Annotated in this window: 19 protein-coding genes; 16 read left to right on the plus strand and 3 right to left on the minus strand. The window is 71.9% G+C overall.

Features of this window, described 5'->3' with window-relative positions; genetic code table 11:
- The 11 genes from ACJ73U_RS03725 to ACJ73U_RS03775 all read left to right on the plus strand — a co-directional run.
- Window positions 1–1,260: NtaA/DmoA family FMN-dependent monooxygenase (locus ACJ73U_RS03725; RefSeq protein ID WP_407776082.1), on the plus strand; the 1,260-nt coding region annotated here is incomplete at its 5' end.
- 22 nt (window positions 1,261–1,282) lie between these two features.
- Entirely contained in the window at window positions 1,283–2,815 is a 1,533-nt protein-coding gene (locus tag ACJ73U_RS03730) for an ABC transporter substrate-binding protein (protein WP_407776083.1), read from the plus strand.
- Window positions 2,816–2,854: 39 nt separating this feature from the next.
- Window positions 2,855–3,892, plus strand: a complete 1,038-nt coding sequence (locus ACJ73U_RS03735) for an ABC transporter permease (protein ID WP_407776084.1) — start codon at window positions 2,855–2,857, stop codon at window positions 3,890–3,892.
- Between the two features lie 3 nt (window positions 3,893–3,895).
- Window positions 3,896–4,744 (plus strand): ABC transporter permease, encoded by an 849-nt coding sequence (locus tag ACJ73U_RS03740; RefSeq protein WP_407776085.1) that lies wholly within the window; start codon window positions 3,896–3,898, stop codon window positions 4,742–4,744.
- Window positions 4,741–5,583 carry an ABC transporter ATP-binding protein gene (locus ACJ73U_RS03745; RefSeq protein ID WP_407776086.1) on the plus strand — a complete coding sequence of 281 codons (843 nt, stop codon included), beginning with the start codon at window positions 4,741–4,743 and terminating at the stop codon, window positions 5,581–5,583. Before ACJ73U_RS03740 ends, ACJ73U_RS03745 begins: the two co-directional genes overlap by 4 nt.
- Window positions 5,580–6,359, plus strand: a complete 780-nt coding sequence (locus tag ACJ73U_RS03750) for an ABC transporter ATP-binding protein (RefSeq protein ID WP_407776087.1) — start codon at window positions 5,580–5,582, stop codon at window positions 6,357–6,359. Before ACJ73U_RS03745 ends, ACJ73U_RS03750 begins: the two co-directional genes overlap by 4 nt.
- Window positions 6,356–7,696 (plus strand): NtaA/DmoA family FMN-dependent monooxygenase, encoded by a 1,341-nt coding sequence (locus ACJ73U_RS03755; RefSeq protein ID WP_407776088.1) that lies wholly within the window; start codon window positions 6,356–6,358, stop codon window positions 7,694–7,696. The genes ACJ73U_RS03750 and ACJ73U_RS03755 overlap by 4 nt, the downstream gene beginning before the upstream one ends.
- Window positions 7,696–9,387 (plus strand): FAD-dependent monooxygenase, encoded by a 1,692-nt coding sequence (locus ACJ73U_RS03760; RefSeq protein ID WP_407776089.1) that lies wholly within the window; start codon window positions 7,696–7,698, stop codon window positions 9,385–9,387. The genes ACJ73U_RS03755 and ACJ73U_RS03760 overlap by 1 nt, the downstream gene beginning before the upstream one ends.
- Window positions 9,384–10,379: an LLM class flavin-dependent oxidoreductase gene (locus tag ACJ73U_RS03765; RefSeq protein ID WP_407776090.1), complete on the plus strand. Its 996-nt coding sequence runs from the start codon at window positions 9,384–9,386 to the stop codon at window positions 10,377–10,379. The genes ACJ73U_RS03760 and ACJ73U_RS03765 overlap by 4 nt, the downstream gene beginning before the upstream one ends.
- Window position 10,380: 1 nt before the next feature.
- Entirely contained in the window at window positions 10,381–11,109 is a 729-nt protein-coding gene (locus ACJ73U_RS03770) for an alpha/beta hydrolase (RefSeq protein WP_407776091.1), read from the plus strand.
- Window positions 11,099–11,617 carry a flavin reductase family protein gene (locus ACJ73U_RS03775; protein ID WP_407776092.1) on the plus strand — a complete coding sequence of 173 codons (519 nt, stop codon included), beginning with the start codon at window positions 11,099–11,101 and terminating at the stop codon, window positions 11,615–11,617. Before ACJ73U_RS03770 ends, ACJ73U_RS03775 begins: the two co-directional genes overlap by 11 nt.
- Window positions 11,618–11,662: 45 nt before the next feature.
- Here the strand turns inward: ACJ73U_RS03775 and ACJ73U_RS03780 are convergent, their stop codons facing one another.
- On the minus strand, window positions 11,663–12,583 hold the full coding sequence (locus ACJ73U_RS03780) for an acetamidase/formamidase family protein (RefSeq protein ID WP_407776093.1): 921 nt from the start codon (window positions 12,581–12,583) through the stop codon (window positions 11,663–11,665).
- Window positions 12,584–12,678: 95 nt separating this feature from the next.
- Complete coding sequence (locus ACJ73U_RS03785; RefSeq protein ID WP_407776094.1) at window positions 12,679–13,590, minus strand: LysR family transcriptional regulator; 912 nt, start codon at window positions 13,588–13,590, stop codon at window positions 12,679–12,681.
- Between the two features lie 142 nt (window positions 13,591–13,732).
- Here ACJ73U_RS03785 and ACJ73U_RS03790 point away from each other — a divergent pair, with 142 nt between their 5' ends.
- The 4 genes from ACJ73U_RS03790 to ACJ73U_RS03805 are packed head-to-tail and all read left to right on the plus strand — an operon-like array spanning window position 13,733 to window position 17,409.
- Complete coding sequence (locus ACJ73U_RS03790; protein ID WP_407776095.1) at window positions 13,733–14,833, plus strand: FAD-dependent monooxygenase; 1,101 nt, start codon at window positions 13,733–13,735, stop codon at window positions 14,831–14,833.
- Window positions 14,830–16,584, plus strand: a complete 1,755-nt coding sequence (locus ACJ73U_RS03795) for a CocE/NonD family hydrolase (protein ID WP_407776096.1) — start codon at window positions 14,830–14,832, stop codon at window positions 16,582–16,584. Before ACJ73U_RS03790 ends, ACJ73U_RS03795 begins: the two co-directional genes overlap by 4 nt.
- Window positions 16,581–17,069, plus strand: a complete 489-nt coding sequence (locus tag ACJ73U_RS03800) for a nuclear transport factor 2 family protein (protein ID WP_407776097.1) — start codon at window positions 16,581–16,583, stop codon at window positions 17,067–17,069. The genes ACJ73U_RS03795 and ACJ73U_RS03800 overlap by 4 nt, the downstream gene beginning before the upstream one ends.
- Window positions 17,070–17,094: 25 nt before the next feature.
- Complete coding sequence (locus ACJ73U_RS03805) at window positions 17,095–17,409, plus strand: NIPSNAP family protein (protein WP_407776098.1); 315 nt, start codon at window positions 17,095–17,097, stop codon at window positions 17,407–17,409.
- A gap of 393 nt (window positions 17,410–17,802) precedes the next feature.
- On the opposite strand, the gene ACJ73U_RS03810 is transcribed toward ACJ73U_RS03805, so the two are convergent.
- Entirely contained in the window at window positions 17,803–18,153 is a 351-nt protein-coding gene (locus ACJ73U_RS03810) for a DUF3040 domain-containing protein (RefSeq protein ID WP_407776099.1), read from the minus strand.
- Between the two features lie 338 nt (window positions 18,154–18,491).
- On the opposite strand from ACJ73U_RS03810, the gene ACJ73U_RS03815 reads away from it, so the two are divergent.
- A partial coding sequence (locus tag ACJ73U_RS03815; RefSeq protein WP_407776100.1) for a DEAD/DEAH box helicase occupies window positions 18,492–19,257 on the plus strand: 766 nt, incomplete at its 3' end.

Genomic DNA, 19,257 nt, shown 5'->3' on the forward strand with positions numbered 1-19,257 from the left:
ACCAACGCCAGCGTCGACATCAACTGGTACATCGCCCGCGCACAGGAGGCGGAGGCGGCGAAGTTCGACCTGGTGTTCATTGTGGACAGTCAGTTCATCACCGAGAACTCGCCCAACCACTACCTGAGCCGCCTCGAACCGCTGACCCTGCTCTCCGCCGTCGCCGTCCACACCGGACACGTAGGCCTCGTCGGCACCCTGACGACGTCCTACAACGAGCCGTTCAACGTCGCCCGCCGCCTCTACTCGCTGGACCACATCAGCGGCGGCCGCGCGGGTTGGAACGTGGTGACGAGCGGCGACGCGGGCACCGCCGGCAACTACGGCCGCGACGAGCACTACGACTACGCCACCCGATACGGCCGCGCACTCGAGCACGTCCGGGTCGTCCAGGGACTGTGGGACTCCTACGAGGCCGACGCCTTCCCCCGGGACAGGGACGCCAGGGTCTTCTTCGACCCGGCCAGGCAGCACCCGCTCGACCACAAGGGCGAGCACTTCTCCGTCGTGGGGCCGCTCAACCTCGAACGCTCGCCGCAGGGACAACCGGTCATCTTCCAGGCCGGGGACTCCGCCGAAGGCCGCGACCTCGGCGCGAGCGTCGGCGAGGTGATCTTCACCCACGCCGCGACCCTCGAGCAGGCCAAGGCCTTCCGCACCGAGCTGCGAGATCGGGCCGCCGCCAAGGGACACGACCCGGAGCACGTGCTGACCCTGCCGGGGATCTCGCTCGTCATCGCCGACACGGACGAGGAGGCACTGGCCAAAGAGGATGCTCGACTGGGTGCCAGGAGCTTCGATCGCGCACTCAGGGAGCTGGGCCGCCCGTTCGGCTGGCACGACTTCACCCGCCACGATCTCGACGCGCCCTTCCCCGACGTCGCGCACCTCGGGCAGAAGAGCTTCCGGACACAGGCGGACGCGATCGCGAAGCTCGCACAGGACAACGGGTTCACGCTCCGCCAGGTCGTCGAGCACCTGCGGGACGCGGCACGGTCGCCGTTCGTCGGGGCACCGGAGACCGTCGCCGACACCATCCAGCACTGGTTCGAAGAGGACGGCTTCGACGGCATCAACGTCACCGTCAACGCGCCGAGCGAGTTCGCGCTCTTCACCGACCGGGTGCTGCCGATCCTCCGCGACCGCGGCGTGGTCAGGAGCGAGTACGACTCGACCACTCTCCGGGGGAACCTCGGCCTGCCGGTTCCCGAGAACCGCCACACCGCCGCCCGCACGTCCCCGCCCGCACTGATCCCCTGACCGCGACCGAGAAAGACAGCACATGTCCTTACGCAACAAGGCGCACCGTGTCGCCATCGGAATCACCCTCGCCGCGACACTCGTCTCCACACTCACCGCCTGCGGCGGCGGTGGCGCGGCCGCCTCGGCAGGCGGCGGCAACGCGACGCTCAAGTGGGCGTCCTCCTACTTCCCCACCCACTGGGATCCCGTGGTCGGGGGCAGCGGCGCCCAGTTCCGGGAGCTCGCACTCGTCTACGCCTCGCTGACGAGGACCAACGAGAAGGGCGAGGCCGTGCCGGACCTCGCCAAGAGCTGGGAGTACGACGCGACGGGCGACGAGGTCACCTTCCACCTCCGTGCGGGCCTGACGTTCACCGACGGGGAGCCGGTCGACGGCGCCGCGGTGAAGGCCGCCATCGAGCGGGCGAAGACGCAGAAGAACTCCGCCCTGTTCGGCGATCTCACCTCCATCGAGGAGGTCACGGCCGACGGGCTCGACGTGACCGTCCACCTGACCCAGGTCGACTACCAGATCCCGCAGCTGCTCGGGCAGCGGGTGCTGCAGGTCGCGAGCCCGAAGGCCGCGCGGGACCCGGCGGAGCTGGACCAGAACCCGGTCGGCGCGGGGCCGTTCGTCGTCACCCAGGTGATCCCCGGCACCAAGGCGGTGCTGAAGAAGAACCCCGACTACTGGGACGCCGAGAACATCCACATCGACAATGTGGAGCTGATCTCGGCACCGGACGCCTCGACCGTCGTGTCCGGTCTGCAGACCGGTGTCTACAACTTCGCCGACATCGAGCCGAGCCAGGCCGACGCCGCCAAGAAGGCCGGCCTCGACGTGTTCGTCCAACCCGGCTTCAACGCGTCGAACATCAGCATCAACGTCAACAAGGCGCCCTTCGACAACCCGAAGGTCGTCGACGCGGTGCGGCACGCGGTGAACCGTGAGGAGTTCGTCGACAAGCTCTCCTTCGGCTACGGGACGACCACCGACCAACCGTTCCCCGAGGGTTACCTCGCCTACGACCCCAGGTCCAGGAACCGCTACCCCTACGACCCGAAGAAGTCCAGGCAGCTGCTCGCGGAAGCGGGCTACGAACCCGGGGACATCAAGCTCGACCTCGTGATCCCCGCCGCGGATTCCGGCGCCGAGATCGTCCAGTCCCAGCTCGCCGCGGTCGGTATCACCATCGACATCAAGGTGGACAAGAACTGGGCGACGCCGTTCTTCGCCAAGCAGCTCACGCTGTCGCTGTACGGCACCACGGGCCGGGACTCGGCGGTCCAGACGTTGACCGCCCACTTCGGACCCAACGGCCCGCTGAACCTCAGCACACCTTACGAGCCGGCCGGGTTCGAGGCCGCGGTGGCCAAGGTGCGCCAGACACCGCTCGACGCGCCGGACTACCGGGAGGTCCTGCAGGCCGCCACGCGGGCCGGGCTGGAGAGCCGGGCGCTGGTGTTCACCTACTCGGCGCCGAACCTGATCGCCAAGAGCAGGTCCATCTCCAGCCTGCCGAAGATCCCGGCGCACCTCGACTGGACGGGCGTGACGATCAATGGCGGCTGAGACCAGGGCCGCGACCGGGGTGGCGGAGGAGGTGCGGCGATGGCCGGGACAGTGACCTTCGGGGACGACGCGGCAGTGCTTGGCAGGAGCGGGCTCGCGGCCAGGGCACGCCGAGCAGCGGGCCGCGTCCTGGTCACCCTGGCGAAGTCGGTCGCGATCTTCGTCCCGGTGTTCTTCGTGGCGACCGTCGTGACCTTCTCGCTCCGCGCCATGAGCGGCCTGTCCCCCGCGCGGATCCAGCTGGGTGAGGACGCGACGCCGGAGGCGATCCACAACATCGAGAGCCAGTGGGGCCTCGACAAGCCCTTCCTGGTCCAGTACTGGGACTGGTTCACCGGGGTGCTCCACGGCAGGCTCGGCACGAGCTGGGTCAACGGCGCCGACATCTCCACGCTCATCGGGCTGGGCCTCGGGGTCAGCCTGTCGGTGGCGCTCCTCGCGCTCGTGATCGGCGTGCTCGTGGGCTTCGTGCTCGGCACCGCCGCCGCGCTGCGCCGCGGGACGTGGCTCGACCGGGGGATCACCGGGTTCGCCACGGTCGTGTCGGTCATGCCGCCGTTCGTGGTCGGTGTCGTGCTCGTCGGCGTCTTCGCGGTGGGGTTGGGTTGGTTCCCCTCGGGCGGCTACGTGCCCCTCTCCGACGGCGGTGTCGGTCTCTGGCTCGCCCACATCACCCTGCCGGCGGTCGCGCTGAGCTCCGACGTGATCGCCGACACCGCGCGGCAGCTGCGCACCGGGCTCGTCACCGCGTACCAGGAGAACTACGTGATCGGGGCGGTGGTGCGCGGCCTGTCGCCACGCCGGATCTTCTTCCGGCACGTGCTGCGGGGCGGCATGGGACCCGCGCTCGCGACGCTCGGGGTGAAGTTCCCCGCGCTCGTCGGCGCCTCGGTGGTCACGGAGTGGATCTTCGGGCTGCAGGGCTTCGGCCGGTTCGCCAACGACTCCGCGCAGGCCGGCGACGTGCCCGCCGTCCAGGGCGTGCTCGTGGTGTCGATCGCCATGGTCGTGGCCTTCAACCTGGTCATCAACCTCGTTCTCGGCCGGGTCGCCCCGGCCGCGCGGCGGGGGGTGTGAGCCGTGGTGCGCCGCGTCCTGTCCCTGCACTCCGGCCGGATCTCCGTCGCGGTCCTCGCGGTGATCGCGTTCCTCGCGGTCGTCGGCCCGCTGCTCGCGCCGCAGGATCCGCTGGCCACGAGCGCGAACACCCTCGCGGGTCCGTCCGGGACGCACTGGCTCGGCACCGACAACCTCGGCCGGGACGTGCTCAGCCGCCTGCTGGACGGCTCGCGGGTCAGCGTCCTCGGCTCACTGGAGGTTGCGTTGATGGCGCTGGTCGTCGGCGCGATCCCCGGCATCCTGTCGGTCTACCTGGGGCGGGTGTTCGAGTGGTTGACGCTCCGCCTCGCCGACACCCTCGTCGCGCTGCCGTTCCTGCTCTTCGCGGTGGCGGTGACCGCGTTGCTGGGCAACGGGATCGCCCAGGCGATGTTCGTGACGGGTGTGCTCGTGTCGCCGTTGTTCTACCGGGTGTCCCGGGCGGCCACGCTGGCCGTCGCGCGCTCGCAGTACGTCGAGGCCGCCGTCGTCTCCGGCGCGTCGCTGGGGTGGATCGTCCGGCGGCACGTCTGGGTCAAGGTGCTGCCCCCCGTCGCGGTGACGTTCGCCCAGACCGTCGGCGTCGGGTTCGTCATCGTGTCCAGCCTGACGTTCCTCGGCATCGGCGTGGCGCCGCCGGCACCCACGTGGGGCGGGCTGCTGGCCTCGGACCTGGGTTACCTCAGCTACCAGCCGTGGGCCCCGTTCGTGCCGGCCGGACTGATCATGGCCACGGTGTGGGCCAGCAACCTGCTCGCCGACGCCATCCGCGACGTGTCCGGTGCGGCCGGCCGCGTCCTGCTCGACGACCGGAAGGTACTGGCCAGATGACGGCTCTCACCGAGATCTCCGCGGCGACCGAGGTCGACACCCCGGTGCTCACGGTCCGCGACGTCCGGATCCGGCGCCACGACCGGGAGTTCGTCTCGGGGGTGAGCTTCGAGCTGACGCCCGGCAGGGTGGTCGGCATCGTCGGCGAGTCCGGCAGCGGGAAGACGCTGACGTGCCGGGCGGTCCTGGGCATACTGCCGCCACGTTTCGACGTCTCGGCCGGCTCGATCCACGTGGCGGGCAGCGACATCACCACCCTGACCCCGGCCGAGCTGACCGAGCTGCGCGGCTCGACGATCAGCGCCGTGTTCCAGGACCCGGCCTCCTACCTCAACCCCTCGATCCAGGTCGGTCCGCAGATCGCCGAGGTCGTCCGGGTGAAGAAGGGCGTGCGCCGGCGCGCGGCGCGGCGGCGCGCGATCGAGCTGCTCGCGGCGGTCCACCTGCGCGACCCCGAGCTGGTCTACGGCCAGTACGCCCACGAGCTGTCCGGTGGGATGCTCCAGCGGGTGCTGATCGCGGCCGCGATCGCCGCCGACCCCCGGGTGCTCATCGCCGACGAGGCGACGACCGCGCTCGACGTGACCGTGCAGGCGGAGATCCTCGCCCTGCTGGCGGATCTGCGGGAGCGGACCGGTCTCGCGCTCGTCGTCGTCTCCCACGACCTGGCCGTCGTCGCCCAGCTGTGCGACGAGGTGCTGGTCATGCGGGACGGCGAGGTCGTCGAGCAGGGCCCGACCGAGCGGATCCTCTACGACCCGAGGCACTCCTACACCCGACTGCTCATCAGGGAGCACGAGCAGTACGGGCTGGAGAGGTTCCTGGAGGCGGAGGCATGATCCTGTCGGTCACCGACCTCCGCGTCCACTACGGACCACGGCGCAGGCGCCGACAGGTGCTCGCCGGCGCGTCGCTCTCGGTCGCGTCCGGGGAGGTCGTCGGGATCATCGGCGAGACCGGTTCGGGCAAGTCCACCTTCGCCCGTGCCGTGCTCGGGCTGGTGCGTGCGGCCGCGGGCCGGATCGTCGTCGACGGCGAGGACGTCACCGGCCACGGGCACCGGCAGTGGCGGGCACTCCGGCGCCGCGGCGTCGTCCAGTACGTGTTCCAGGACCCGCTGCGCAGCCTGGATCCCGACCTGTCCATCGCGGACTCTCTCGTGGAACCGTTGCTGGTGGGCGGCGTCGCCCGCGCGGAGGCGCTGGTGAGGGCCCGGACGTTCCTCTCCCGGGTGCGCCTCGACGAGGAGCTGCTGCCCCGGTTGCCCGGCGAGCTGTCCGGCGGTCAGCGGCAACGCGTCGCGGTCGCCCGCGCGCTCGTCACCGAGCCACGGCTGGTGATCCTCGACGAGCCGGTCAGCGCGCTGGACGCCGCCAACCGGGTCCAGATCCTGGAGATCCTCAAGGAGCTGCGTGCCGCGGGCACGGCACTCGTGTTCATCTCCCACGACCTCGGCTCGGTGGCCGGGATCGCGGACCGGATAGCGGTCCTCCACCAGGGCGAGTTCGTCGAGGTCGGCCCGCCGCGCGAGGTCGTCGTCAACCCCCGGCACCCGTACACCCGCCTGCTCATCAGCTCGGCACCGACACTGCGCAAGAGAAGGAACGCCGCATGAGTCGCAAGATCCACCTCGCCCTGCACCCCTACGGAGTCGGCGGTCCCGGCCAGCACGGCCTCTGGAAGGACCCCGGCGTCGCGAAGAACGCCAGCATCGACATCAACTACTACATCCAGCAGGCGCAGGCGGCCGAACACGCCCTGTTCGACGCGCTGTTCGTCGTGGACAGCCAGTTCATCGACGCCACCTACCCCGCGCACTACCTCAACCGGCTCGAACCGCTGACGCTGCTGTCCGCCGTCGCCACCCACACCAGGCACCTCGGCCTGGTCGGCACGGCCAGCTCCACCTACAACTCGCCGTTCAACCTCGCCCGCCGGTTCGGCTCCCTCGACCACATCAGCGGCGGTCGCGCCGGGTGGAACGTCGTCACCAGCTTCGACACCGGCACCAGCCGCAACTACGGGCTGGAGGAGCACCTCGACTACGCGACGCGCTACGGCCGCGCGCTCGAGGCGGTCCGGGTCGTCCAGGGCCTGTGGGACTCCTACGAGGACGACGCCTTCCCCGCCGACGTCGAACGGGGTGTGTTCCTCGACCCGTCGAAGCTGCACGCGCTCAACCACCGCGGCGAACACTTCCGCGTCGACGGCCCGCTCAACCTGTCCCGCTCGCCGCAGGGCCAACCGGTGATCTTCCAGGCCGGCGTCTCCGAGGAGGGCCGCGACCTCGCCGCACAGGTGGCCGAGGGCATCTACGCGCCAGGCGGGTCGCTCGCCGACGCGCAGGCGTACTACGCCGACATCAAGCGCCGCACCGCCGAGGCCGGCCGGGACCCCGACCACATCAAGATCTTCATCCACGGCGCCCCCGTCGTGCGGGGCACCGACGAGGCGGCCAGGCAGCGAGCCCGCGACATCATCGCGGAGGACGACGACTTCGGCCGCAACGTCGCCCTGCTGGGCCGGGCGTTCGGCGCGCACGACTTCAGCCAGTACGACCTGGACGCGCCGTTCCCCGACGTGGCCCACCTCGCGGAGAAGGGCGGCCGCACCGGCGCCGCGAAGATCATCGAGCGGGCCCGCACCGAGGGACTCACGCTGCGCCAGGTGGTCGAGACCTTCAGCGACCGCCGGTCCTCGCCGTTCGTCGGCGCGCCGGTCACGGTCGCCGACACGATCGAGCGGTGGTTCGCGGCCGGCACCTTCGACGGCATCAACCTCGCCTTCCGCAACAACGAGGACCTGACCTGGTTCGTCGACGCGGTGGTGCCGCTGCTGCGGAAGAGGGGGCTGTTCCGCACCGAGTACACCTCCGACACGCTGCGGGGCAACCTCGGCCTGCCGATCCCGGCCAACCGGCACACCCGTGCACGCAACCTGGTGGACGCCTGATGCGCGACGTGCACACCGTCCGCCTCCCGGCGGCCACACCACCGGACCGGGTCGACGTGCTCGTCGTCGGCGCGGGCCCGGTCGGCCTCGCGGCCGCGGTCGAGCTCCACGCCCGGGGCGTCGACGTGGCGGTCGTCGACCAGGCACGCGAAGCCACGCTGGTCCGCGCGGGCGCGATGGGCCACACCCCGAGGGTGGTCGAACACTTCCGCCGGTGGGGCGTGCTTCAGGACATCCGCGCCGCGTGGACGTTCCCACCCGAGTGGAACCAGGGCATCCGGCTGGTCACCTCGCTCGTGGGCCACGAGCTGGTGCCGACCACACGCCCGGCCTTCACCGGCGCGGCTCGCCACTCGGCGGAGGAAGCGCTCCGCCGGCCGCAAACCGCGTTGCAGCAGGTGTTCCTGCGCCACCTCGCCCTGCGCGGGGTGACCGTCGCGGGCGGGTGGCGGCTCACCGAGCTGCGCGCGGACGCCGACGGGGTCGACGCCGTCCTCGCACACGGCCGGACCGTCCGCGCCAGGTACGTCGTCGGCGCGGACGGCGCCAGCAGCACCGTCCGGCGGCTCGCCGGCATCGAACGGGAGGGCGACCACGCGACCGAGAAGCGGCTGCGGCTGGTCGTTCGCACGGGTGACATCTCGGCCCGCGTCGGCGCGGCGCCCAGCGGCACCAACATCGTCGTCAACCAGCGGGCGGACGGCTTCCTCGCCGCGATCAGCTCGCGGGAGTGGCGGGTGTACGCGGGGCCGTACCCGCTCGACCACCAGCCGAGCGAGGATGAGCTGCTGTCGGTCGCCAGGGCGGCGTTCGGCTTCGACCTCGACCTGGAGCTGGCCTCGGCGACGACCTTCTACGACGCCACCCGCATCGCCTCGACCTTTCGCGCCGGGCGCGTGCTGCTGGCCGGTGACGCCGCGCACGTGCGGACACCGGGCGGCAACCTCGGCGAGGGCTTCGGCGACGTGGTCAACCTGGGCTGGAAGCTCGCGGCCGTGCTCGCCGGCCAGGCGTGTGAGGAGCTGTTGGACTCCTACGACCAGGAACGCCGCCGGCACAACTGGCGGATCGCGGACTTCGCGCTGGCGCGGGCCCGGCGGTCGCGGGAGACGCTCGCGGAGATCCGGCGGCTCGGCGTCCCCGACGACGCCGACCTCGGTCCCGAAGCGCGGCGCCGCCGTGCGCTGATCGGCAGCATCCTGGGCGCGAACCGGCTCGGCGCCGACGGGGTCACCTTCGACGAGCGCTACGACGACTCCGCGGTGATCTGGTACGAGGACGGGCAACGCGAGTCGGAGCCGCCGTGGCGGCCCGACGCGTACGCCGACGACCCGCGGCCCGGCCACCGGGCCCCGAACGGCCAGGTCGACCCGTACGGCGGCACGCTGTACGACCGCATCGGCAACGACCTCGCGCTGCTCGTGCTCACCGAGGACCGGACCGTGGAGCGGGCGTTCGCCGCCGAGGCGGCGGCGCGGTCGCTGCCGTTCACGGTCGTCCACCTGACCGAACCGGCGGCGCGGGAGGTCTACGGCACGGGCAACGTCCTCGTCCGCCCCGACCAGCACGTCGCCTGGCGCGGCACGGCACTCCCCCACGGCGGCGCGGCCGCCGTGCTGGACCGGATCGTGGGGGTCCGGCGACTGGTCGAGCCCGTGGCCGAGCTGGTCGCGGTGGGGAGCGAGCGATGAAACTCGGCTTCCTCACCCACGTCCAGGGGCGCGGCGACGACCCGGCGCGAACCTACCGCGACGCGCAGGACCTGTTCGTGGTCGCCGACGAGCTGGGCTTCGACGTCGGCTGGGTGGCCCAGCACCACGTGCCGCCCGGCGGTGGCGGGCTGCCGTCGCCGTGGACGTTCCTCGCGCACGCCGCCGCCCGCACGAAGCGGATCCGCCTCGGCACGGCGATCACCGTCCTGCCGCTGGAGAACCCGATCCGGCTGGCCGAGGACATCTCGGTCGTCGACACCCTCAGCGGCGGCCGGGTGGAGGTCGGGGTCGGCAGCGGCGGCAGCGAGGCCGAGTACGCCGCGTTCGGTCGCGACGTCGCCCGCAAGCGGGAGCTGACCACCGAGCACCTCGCGATCCTGCGTGCGGCGCTCGCCAACGAGGAGGTCGGCACGCGGGGCTTCACGATCCAGCCACCCGCCGGCGACTTCACCGGCCGGATCTGGCAGGGCGTGTTCAGCGGTGCCGGCGCCGAGCACGCGGCGGCGGCCGGTTCCAACCTGCTGCTCAACCGCGCCGCCTACGGGTACGACGAACCGACCGACGCGGTGCAGCGGCCGTGGGCCGACGCGTACCTGTCGGCCTGGGACCGCCCGCGTCCGCCCAGGATCGGCCTGTCGCGGTTCGTCTTCCCCGCCAAGGACCGGCGCACGGCGCTGGCTCAGATCGCGGCGGACGTGCACCAGGCCGCACTCCGGTTCGGCCAGCGCGGCGCGTTCCCCGCCGACCTGGACACCGACGAGGCGTTGCGGCGGTTCCACTCCTTCTACGGTCACCCCGACGAGATCGTCGCCGCGCTGCGGCGGGAACGGGTCCTGCCCGTCGCGACCGACCTGATCACCCAGTTCAACCCCGCGGTGCCCGACCACGACGCCGCGATCCGGGCACTCGAACTCATCGCGACCGAGGTCGCCCCCGCCCTCGGCTGGAAGCCCCAGCCGGAAGGAGTGTGAGATGAGCCGGTACACCGACTTCCCCGGCCCCCAGGAGCTTCGCACCCGAGGCACGGTGCTGGTCGTTCCGGGTCGTGGGGAGACCCGCACGACCTACACCCGCCTCGCCACGCGGCTCGCGGGCGATGCCTACCACGTCCGGGTCGTCGACCCACCCGAGCTCGACGCGCCGGGGGAGTTCGCGGACGGCCTGGCCCACGCGGCCGCACTTCCCCGCCCGCTGGTGCTCCTCGGCGCCGACTCCGGTGCCGCCGTGATCGCCGCACTGGTCGCCCGCGAGGACCCAACCGCGCCCTGGTGGCCCGACGCCGTCGTGCTCGCCGGACTGCCCGGTCACGCGGCCGGTGTGACGGCCGGCTGGGAGGAGGAGCTCGACGTCAGAACGTCGTGCCCCGTGCACCGCGGCGTGCTGACCAGCGACACGGCCGTCGGACGCGGCGCGCTCGCCACGCCGGTGCCGGACGGCCTGCTGGCCGCCGCGTACGAAAGCACCACCGCCCTCCCCCGGCTCGTCCTCGTCGGCGACGCGGACCCCCTCGCCGACCGGGAAGCACTGGCCCGCGCGGTGAAGTCCGCACCGAGGGCCCGGCTCTCGGTCGTCCGCGGCGCGCACCACGACGTGCTCAACGACCGCCAGCACCGCTCCGTCGCCGCGGAGATCGTGAGCTTCCTGGAGACCCTCGGCAACGAACTGGTCCCGGTGATCGAGGTCGAGTCCAGTGCGTGGTGACACCCTCCGGGCATCGACACAGGCCGGGGAGAGCCTGGAGCCGACCCGACTGCGCGCGGCCTTCGGCACCTTCCCGACCGGCGTCGTCGCCGTTGCCGCACAGGTCGACGACCGGCTCGTCGGCCTCGCCGCCAGCTCGTTCACCTCGGTGTCACTGGACCCACCGCTGGTGTCCTTCTCCATCGCCAACACCTCCCGGACCTGGCCCGCACTGCGCCGCGCCGCGCACCTGGGCGTGACCGTCCTGGCCGACCACCACCACACCGTCGCCCGCCAACTCGCCGGCCCGATGGACAGCCGCTTCGACGGCCTCGACGTCACCGTCAGCGCCAACGGCGCGGTCACCCTCGCCGACGGCATCGCCTGGTTCGACACCACGATCGACCGCCACGTGACGGCCGGCGACCACACGATCGTCCTCCTGCGACTCCACGCCGCGGCCCACGTCGACCGCTCACTCCCGCTGGTGTTCCACCGCAGCGGGTTCGGGCTGGGGCGCCCGGCGTGAAGCCGCGGTGCGACGGCTTGTGCCCACCGGCAGGGGGCGCCTGGTTCAGGTGATCGACCCGTGGGGCAGGACGGCGTGTACTCCCCACGTCTCGTTCGCGACCTGTGTGATGCGCAGGTCCACGACCGGACTGGCGAGGGCCGTGGCTGTGCCTCTGTCCAGGTCGTACAGATCCTGCATCCACGTGATCATCGCGGTGAGAGCGTGTGTCATCGCCGCGTTGAGGTCCGCGTCGAAGCCGAAAGTGACGCGGCCGCTGGGAGTTGTGGCGTGGGGGCCGGGAACCGGGGACTCGGTGACGATGTCGAGTGTCACCTCCGTCGTCATAGGACATTCGATCGCGGTGCCGCAGACCTCGCCGTCGCCCTGGGCGGCATGGCCGTCGCCGAGGTGCAGGAGGGCGCCGGGTACGGTGACCGGTAGGAACAACGTCGCGCCGGCGGTCAGGTCGCGGCAGTCGATATTCCCACCACCGGCGGCTCGCGGGGGGATGGTGGAGTGTTGCCCCGGCTCGTCGGGCGGCATACCTATCACGCCGAGGAACGGCGCGGTTCGCACGGTGTGGCCGCGATCGTTCGTGGCGGTTCCGGTGGCGGCGTCGATCTCCCAGAGGAGCCAGGAAGGCGCTCCGGTGAGACCGAGCGCGCGGTTCAGCGCGTTGTCCTTCGCGCCGGCGGCGGTCCAGCCCCAGTCGCCCGGGGTGGCCGAGACGATGTGGACCACGAGCACACTCCCCGCCCGCGCACCGCGCACCTCGATGGGACCGGTGAGGCAGTGGCCGCGCCGCGCGTCGAACATGGTCGGTCGCCGCTCCCCCGGTGAGTGTTGCCGTTCGAGGTATCCGGACGCGTCGAGTGATCGCACGACGACGGTGTCGCCCGGGTCCACCGCCAACACCGGCGGCGCGTCACGGTCGAACACGTCCGTGGTGGAGCCAGGCTCGGGATGCAGTTCGTGAACAGTCACGCCAAAACGCTAGAGACGCAGTCGGTTGGCGACAATCGCAAGTTCGTCAACGCCTGTTTGACGCACGTGCAATCGGCGCCCGGGGGATGCGGGGGTCACCCCTGTTCGACAGCGGCAGCCATGATGTGGCGGGTGCGCTCGCGCAGCAGCTGATGCGTGCGGTCGTGGTGGTTGCGCGGGTGCCACGCCATGCCGATCGTCAGGGACGGCAGCGCCAGGGGGATCGGGAACGTGTGCAGCCCCAGCGTGTCCAGCATCGGCCGCCCCAGCCTGGCCGGTGCGACGCAGACGACGTCGGTCGCGCGGGCCAGGAACAACGCGCTCGCGAAGGTGGGGACCACGGCGGCGACGGGCCGGCGCAGGCCCAGGTCGGCGAGCTGCTCGTCGATCGGGCCGTGGGCTCGGCCGCGCCGCGACATGACGATGTGGTCGGCCGCGGCGAACCGTTGCGGTGTCACGGTCTTCGCCCTCGCCAGGGGGTGGTCCGGCCGCACCGCGCCGATCAGCGTCTCGGTGACGAGTGTTTCCGAGCGGATCTCCGGCTCGCCAGGGCGGATGATCCCGATTTCCAGGTCCACCAGTCCTTCGCGCAGGGCCGGGGTGTCCTCGAGGTTCTCCGGGCGCAGGCGCAGTGAGATGCCGGGAGCCTGGATCCGCAGGTCGTCGATGAGGGACGGGATGAACGTCGTGGACAGCATGTCGTTGACCTGCAGGTCGAACATGCGCACCGCGGTCCGCGGATCGGCGGTGTCGGACGGCGCGAAGAGTGCTCGCGCCCTGGTGGCGACCGCGTGCACCTCACCGCGCAGCTCCAGGGCCCGGGGGGTGGGCACGAGATCGCGTCCGGCACGCACGAGGAGCGGGTCGTCGAAGGCGCGCCGCAACCGGGCCAGGGTACGGCTCATCGCCGGTGCCGAGGTGTTCAGGCGCGCCGCGGCCTTCGTCACGCTGCTTTCGGTCAGCAGCACGTCCAACGCCTCGATCAGGTTCAGATCGGCATGGTCCACCTGCCGATTATCACATCCGGAAGAACTGTGTACCAAGGTTGCACTGGTGTGAATCGGCCGGGGTTCCTACCGTCGATACCGGACCGGAGGAGAACACGGTGGAGATCGAGGACGTGCCGAGCATGACCGGGGGTCGGTTCTGATGCGGGCTGTGGTGATCGGCGGCGGGATCGTGGGCCTGACGAGCGGGCTCGCGCTGCACCGCGCGGGGGTCGAGGTCGTGCTCTGCGAGCGCGCGCCACAGATCCGCGCCGCCGGGGCCGGGCTGGGGCTCTGGGCCAACGCGCTGGCGGTGTTCGACGAGCTCGGCATCGGCGAGCAGGTGCGCGCCGTCGGCAAACCCAGCGAGATGTACTTCCACGACCCGGCCGGGCGGCTGCTCGACACCCCCGAGTTCGGTGCCGAGGACCACCGGTACCTGCTGGTGCACCGGGCGAAGCTGACCGATCTGCTCGCCGACTCCGTGGGGCGGGAGAACATCCGTCTGGCCACCGCGTTCGAGGCGTACGACGAGCACGCGGACCACGTCACGGTCCGGTTGTCCGATGGCAGCGGCGAGGACGCCGACGTGCTGGTCGGGGTGGACGGTGCCTACTCGTCGGTGCGTGCGCGGTTGGTGCCGGGCACGGCGGCACAGGAACACCCCGGCCACCACGCCTGGCGCGCCGTCCTCCCGGCCAACGACATCACGGTGCCCGAGAGTCGGGTGATCCTCGGCACCCACGGCTGCCGGGGCGGGTACCTGCGCACCCACGACGGGGGCGTCTACTGGCTGGTCAACCAGTTCAACTCACCCAAGCTGACCGGCACGCGGAAGCAGCAGGCCCTGGAACGGGCCGTGCACCTCGGGGAGGACGGACAGCACGCGGTGCTGGCCGAGCTGATCGCCGCGACGCCGGAGGAGCAGATCCTGCACAACCAGATCATGCTCGTGCCGCCGCTGCCGCACTGGGTTTCCGCGCGGGTCGCGCTGGCAGGGGACGCCGCCCATGCGATGTCGCCGCACATCACCGCCGGTGCCACGCTGGGCATCGAGGACGCCGCCCTGCTCGGCGGCCTGCTCGCCGACACGGCCGACGTGCCCGCCGCGCTCGCCGCCTACGAGGCCATCCAGATCCCGCGGTACGCCCACGTGGCGCGGCTGTCCGCGGCCGTGGAGCACGCGCCGACGCCGCGGGAGTTCGCACGGCACTACGCCGCGTTCAGCCACTGGATGATCAGCCAGGAACCGGTGCGGGCGTGAGCTTCGCCGTGGCGGTGGACGTGCCGGTACCGATGTGCGACGGTGTCGCGCTCGCCACCAACGTGTGGCGGCCGGAGGGGCCGGGACCGTTCCCGGTGTTGCTGGTCCGCACCCCCTACGGCAAGGACGACGCCGGCATGTTCGGCAACCCGAAGCTGCCGGACGTGTTCGCCCTCGTGGCCGCCGGTTACGCCGTGGTGGCACAGGATGTCCGCGGGACCTCCCGCTCGCCGGGAACGTTCGTACCGAACGCCCATGAGGGCTCTGACGGTGTCGACACCCTCGCCTGGCTGGCCGAACAGCCGTGGTGTGACGGCGCGGTCGGCATGTGGGGCGGGTCCTACATGGGGTTCACCCAGTGGCAGGCGGCCGTGCGCGGCGCACCGGCGCTGCGTGCGATCGCGCCCGTGATGAGTTCCGCCGACCTGTACGGGGCACCGTGGTACTCCCCCGGCGGCGCGTTGTCGCAGGACGCCGTCCTGACCTGGGGCACGCTCTCGGCGCTGCGCAACCTGCGTCGCGCCGAGCACGGCGACCCGGCCGACGCCGAGGTACTCCTGTCGGGCCTGGCGGATCCACGGCTGCTGCACGACCCGTTGCCGGTCGCCGACCGCGCCGCACTGACCCGCCACCTGCCCTGGGTGGGCGAGGTGCTCGACCATCCGGAACGGGACGCGTTCTGGCAGGACGTCGCGGCGATCGACCGGTGCGCCGGCATCACCGTCCCGGCGCTGCAGGTGGGCGGCTGGTACGACGTGTTCATCGGCGAAACCGTGCGGTCCTACACGATGATGCGCCGCCACGGTGGCAGCGTCGCGGCCCGCGACGGGCAGCGGCTGCTCGTCGGCCCCTGGTGCCACGCCGACGGTGCCGACCTCGGCACCTTCCCCGACCGGTCGTTCGGACTCGACGGCAGCATCAAGGCCGCCGACGTCACCGGCGCGCACCTGCGGTTCTTCGACCGCTGGGTCCGCGGGCGGACGGACACCCCCGATGACGCCCACCGGGTCCGGATCTTCGTCATGGGCATCGACCGGTGGCGCGACGAGGTGGACTGGCCGCTGACCGACACCCGCTACACCGACTTCTTCCTCGCCGGAGGCGGCCGTGCCAACAGCGCCACCGGCGACGGTCTCCTGACGCGCGACACCCCGTCGGTGGCGGCGGCGGACACCTTCCTCTACGACCCGCGCCGCCCCGTGCCGACGCTGGGTGGCACCGTGCTCGCCGCCGCGCCCGGCGCCTGTCCCGGACCGGCCGACCAGGCGGCGGTCGAGACGCGCGAGGACGTGCTGTGCTTCACCACCGCCGTCCTCGACCGTCCCGTCGAGGTCACCGGTCACGTCACCCTGGTACTGCACGTCTCGTCCTCGGCCCCGGACACCGACTTCACCGGCAAGCTCGTCGACGTGCACCCCGACGGCAGGGCGATCGTGCTGTGCGAGGGCATCCAGCGCGCCCGCTACCGCGGGTCACTCACCGAACCGACGCCCCTGGCACCCGGGACGGTTTACGAGCTGACCGTCGACCTGCGCGTCACCTCGAACGTCTTCCTGCCGGGGCACCGCATCAGGCTCGAGGTCTCCAGCAGCAACTTCCCCCGCTACGACCGCAACACCAACACGGGCGCGACGATCGCCACCGACGGCGAGGACGACCTGGCCGTCGCGGTCAACCGGGTCCACCACGGACCGGCCCGCCCCAGCCGCCTGATCCTGCCGCTGATCGAACGCACGGAGGTGCCGGCTTGAGCGCGCTGGATGACCTGGTGGACCGGGCGGCCGTCGCCGACGTCGTCGCCGGCCTCGCCCACGCCCAGGACGACCGGGACTGGGCAGCTCTCCGGCGGCTGTTCGCCGATGACGTGGTGCTGGACCTGTCGACCCACCACTTCGGACGACCGCCGACAACCGTGCCGGCCGCCGACCTGGTCGAGCTGGCCCGTGGGACGCTGGAGGGCTTCGACTGCACCCACCACGCCGCGTCGAACCTGGTCGTGCGGCTGTCGGGCGACGAGGCCGAGTGCCGCACCCACATGGTCGCCTACCACCACGTCCCCGCGGAACCCGGTGTGGTCGACCACTGCACGATGCGCGGCCGCTGGCAGCTCGAGCTCCGCAAGCTCGGCGGGCGGCGCTGGCTGATCACCCACTGGGCCGTGGTGCGCACCGGTCCGTGGGAAGGATCTCCGGACGTCTACGCGCTCGCCGCCGCGCGCGGCACACCCCGGCGCTGACGGCCACCGCGAAGGAGGAGCACCGATGTTCTACGAGATCCGCACCGAGTACGCCCGCCCCGGTCGCGGCACCGAACTGGCCGGCTACATGGACGAGACCGTCATCCCGCTGCACCGGGAGCTGGGCATGAACGTGGTGGGAACGTTCACCGTGATCGGCGACGAGGACACCTTCGTCTGGATCCGGCGGTTCGAGGACGCGGCCGACCGCGAACGCATCCTGGACGCCGTCCACCGGCATCCCCGGTGTGCGGCCGTGGTCGACACCTTCTCCGCGCTGGTGGGCAGGACCGAGTCCACGGTCCGCCTGGCACCGACCCCCGGATCCGAGCTTCGCTGACCCGACCCACACACCTGCCCGTGCCGCTGCCCACGAGGAAGACGCTCGGCGACCGAACGGACCTTCGCCGAGGGCTCGGCCGGGTGGGCGCCAGCACCGGCACGGAGCCCATCACGCGAAGACGGGGCAGCCTCCGACCGCGCTGGGGGGAGGGCGGCAGTCGGAGGCGAGATCGAAAGGGTCGGCGCGGCGGTCGCCTCTCGGCGAGTGGCGCGACGCGGCTCCAGCCGAACGGTATTCCGCGAAGGCAGTGAGGTGAGGCCCGAGGGACACGGACCGCACCGACCATCCATGTCAACGGCACGACGGGTGCCGGTGTTCCCGGACCGCTGTGCCCTCGCTCACTCACCGCTGCCGGATCGGGCGCCCAGGCCGGTTCGTCGTGCCGGGCGGCTACCCGGAGGGCGGAAAGTCATGCCGGCCACCGGCCGGCGGTCTTGTGTGGCCCCGGCGCGTCCGCGCACTGATGTGGCCGGTAACGGCCGCGAACGCCATGACGACACCGCACAGGACGATCGGCATGACCCCGGTCAGCGCCCCCAGGAGGACCAGGACCAGTGACAGCACGGCCGCGGCGCACCGGGCGCGGCGCCGCCGACGATGCCGCAGCGGGCAGTGCAGCGCGTACCAGCGCGGGTCGGTGGCCCACAGGCCCCGCTCCACCCGGCGGAAACAACGGCGTTCCGCCGGTGTGAGCGGTGGCCCGTCCGGCCTGCGCACGCGGGGGGACCGGTCTCGGAGCATGTCGCCGCCGCCTCTCACCGTGGGAGTGGGCGCCACTGTTCGACGCGCGACCCGAGGTACCCGGACAGCAGGGGGTGAAACGAGGTCGGCGATCCCCCGTGCGCACCCGGGCACGGTCGTAGGTCGGCACCGGCAGGCGCACGGCGGCTCGTGGCGGGTGCGGGTGTCGAGCGGTGCCATGGCGCGGTCCGCAGGCCGGCGATCACCCGCGAAACGCGCGCGGATATCCTACGGACAGTCGCTCCGGTTTGTTGGCAAGGCTCAGGGCCCCACGACGGTCTGTGACGAATTCCGTCATCGAGGTGATGGCACAGCCGCGCCAGAGAAGGAGACCGAACATGAGCCAGGACGTGACCGGCTTCGTCGACCTGGAGCTACGGGCCGAGCTGGTGCAGGCGCTGGCCCGGCTGGGCTACGAAGAGCCGACTCCCATCCAGCGTCTCGCCATCCCCTCCGTGCTCGCGGGTCGTGACCTCGTCGGGCAGGCGGCGACGGGGACCGGCAAGACAGCCGCGTTCGCGCTTCCGGTGCTCCAGCGGATCACGTGGCCCCGCGAGGCCGTCGACCCGGTCGCGCTGGTGTTGGTGCCGACGCGGGAGCTCGCCGTGCAGGTCTCCGAGGCGATGCACCGCTACGGACACGACCTGGGTGCGCGGGTCGTCCCCGTCTACGGCGGGCAGCCGATCGGGCGGCAGCTCGGGTCGCTGCGCCGGGGCGTCGACGTGGTGGTGGCGACGCCCGGGCGCGCGCTCGACCACATCGCGCGCGGCACGCTGCGGCTGGCGGACCTCGCGACGGTGGTGCTCGACGAGGCGGACGAGATGCTCGACATGGGGTTCGCCGAGGACATCGAGGCGATCCTCGCCGAGACCCCGGAGGACCGGCAGACCCTGCTGTTCTCCGCGACCATGCCGGCCAGGATCAACGGCATGGTCCGCCGCCACCTGCGCGACCCGGCGCGGATCGAGCTCGGCCGGGACGAGTCCACGGACGACGACGTCGCGCTGGTGCGCCAGAGCGCCTACGTCGTCCCGCGCGGGCACAAACCGGCCGCGCTCGGGCGGGTGCTGGACATCGAGGTGCCGGCGGCCGCGGTCGTGTTCT

The sequence above is a fragment of the Actinophytocola sp. genome (assembly GCF_045807065.1).
In the GTDB taxonomy this organism is placed as follows: domain Bacteria; phylum Actinomycetota; class Actinomycetes; order Mycobacteriales; family Pseudonocardiaceae; genus Actinophytocola.

Coding starts and splice junctions, on each gene's coding strand:
- ACJ73U_RS03730 (WP_407776083.1), top strand. CDS start 1,283: ATGTCCTTACGCAACAAGGCGCACCGTGTCGCCATCGGAATCACCCTC.
- ACJ73U_RS03735 (WP_407776084.1), top strand. CDS start 2,855: ATGGCCGGGACAGTGACCTTCGGGGACGACGCGGCAGTGCTTGGCAGG.
- ACJ73U_RS03745 (WP_407776086.1), top strand. CDS start 4,741: ATGACGGCTCTCACCGAGATCTCCGCGGCGACCGAGGTCGACACCCCG.
- ACJ73U_RS03750 (WP_407776087.1), top strand. CDS start 5,580: ATGATCCTGTCGGTCACCGACCTCCGCGTCCACTACGGACCACGGCGC.
- ACJ73U_RS03755 (WP_407776088.1), top strand. CDS start 6,356: ATGAGTCGCAAGATCCACCTCGCCCTGCACCCCTACGGAGTCGGCGGT.
- ACJ73U_RS03760 (WP_407776089.1), top strand. CDS start 7,696: ATGCGCGACGTGCACACCGTCCGCCTCCCGGCGGCCACACCACCGGAC.
- ACJ73U_RS03765 (WP_407776090.1), top strand. CDS start 9,384: ATGAAACTCGGCTTCCTCACCCACGTCCAGGGGCGCGGCGACGACCCG.
- ACJ73U_RS03770 (WP_407776091.1), top strand. CDS start 10,381: ATGAGCCGGTACACCGACTTCCCCGGCCCCCAGGAGCTTCGCACCCGA.
- ACJ73U_RS03790 (WP_407776095.1), top strand. CDS start 13,733: ATGCGGGCTGTGGTGATCGGCGGCGGGATCGTGGGCCTGACGAGCGGG.
- ACJ73U_RS03805 (WP_407776098.1), top strand. CDS start 17,095: ATGTTCTACGAGATCCGCACCGAGTACGCCCGCCCCGGTCGCGGCACC.
- ACJ73U_RS03810 (WP_407776099.1), bottom strand. CDS start 18,153: ATGCTCCGAGACCGGTCCCCCCGCGTGCGCAGGCCGGACGGGCCACCG.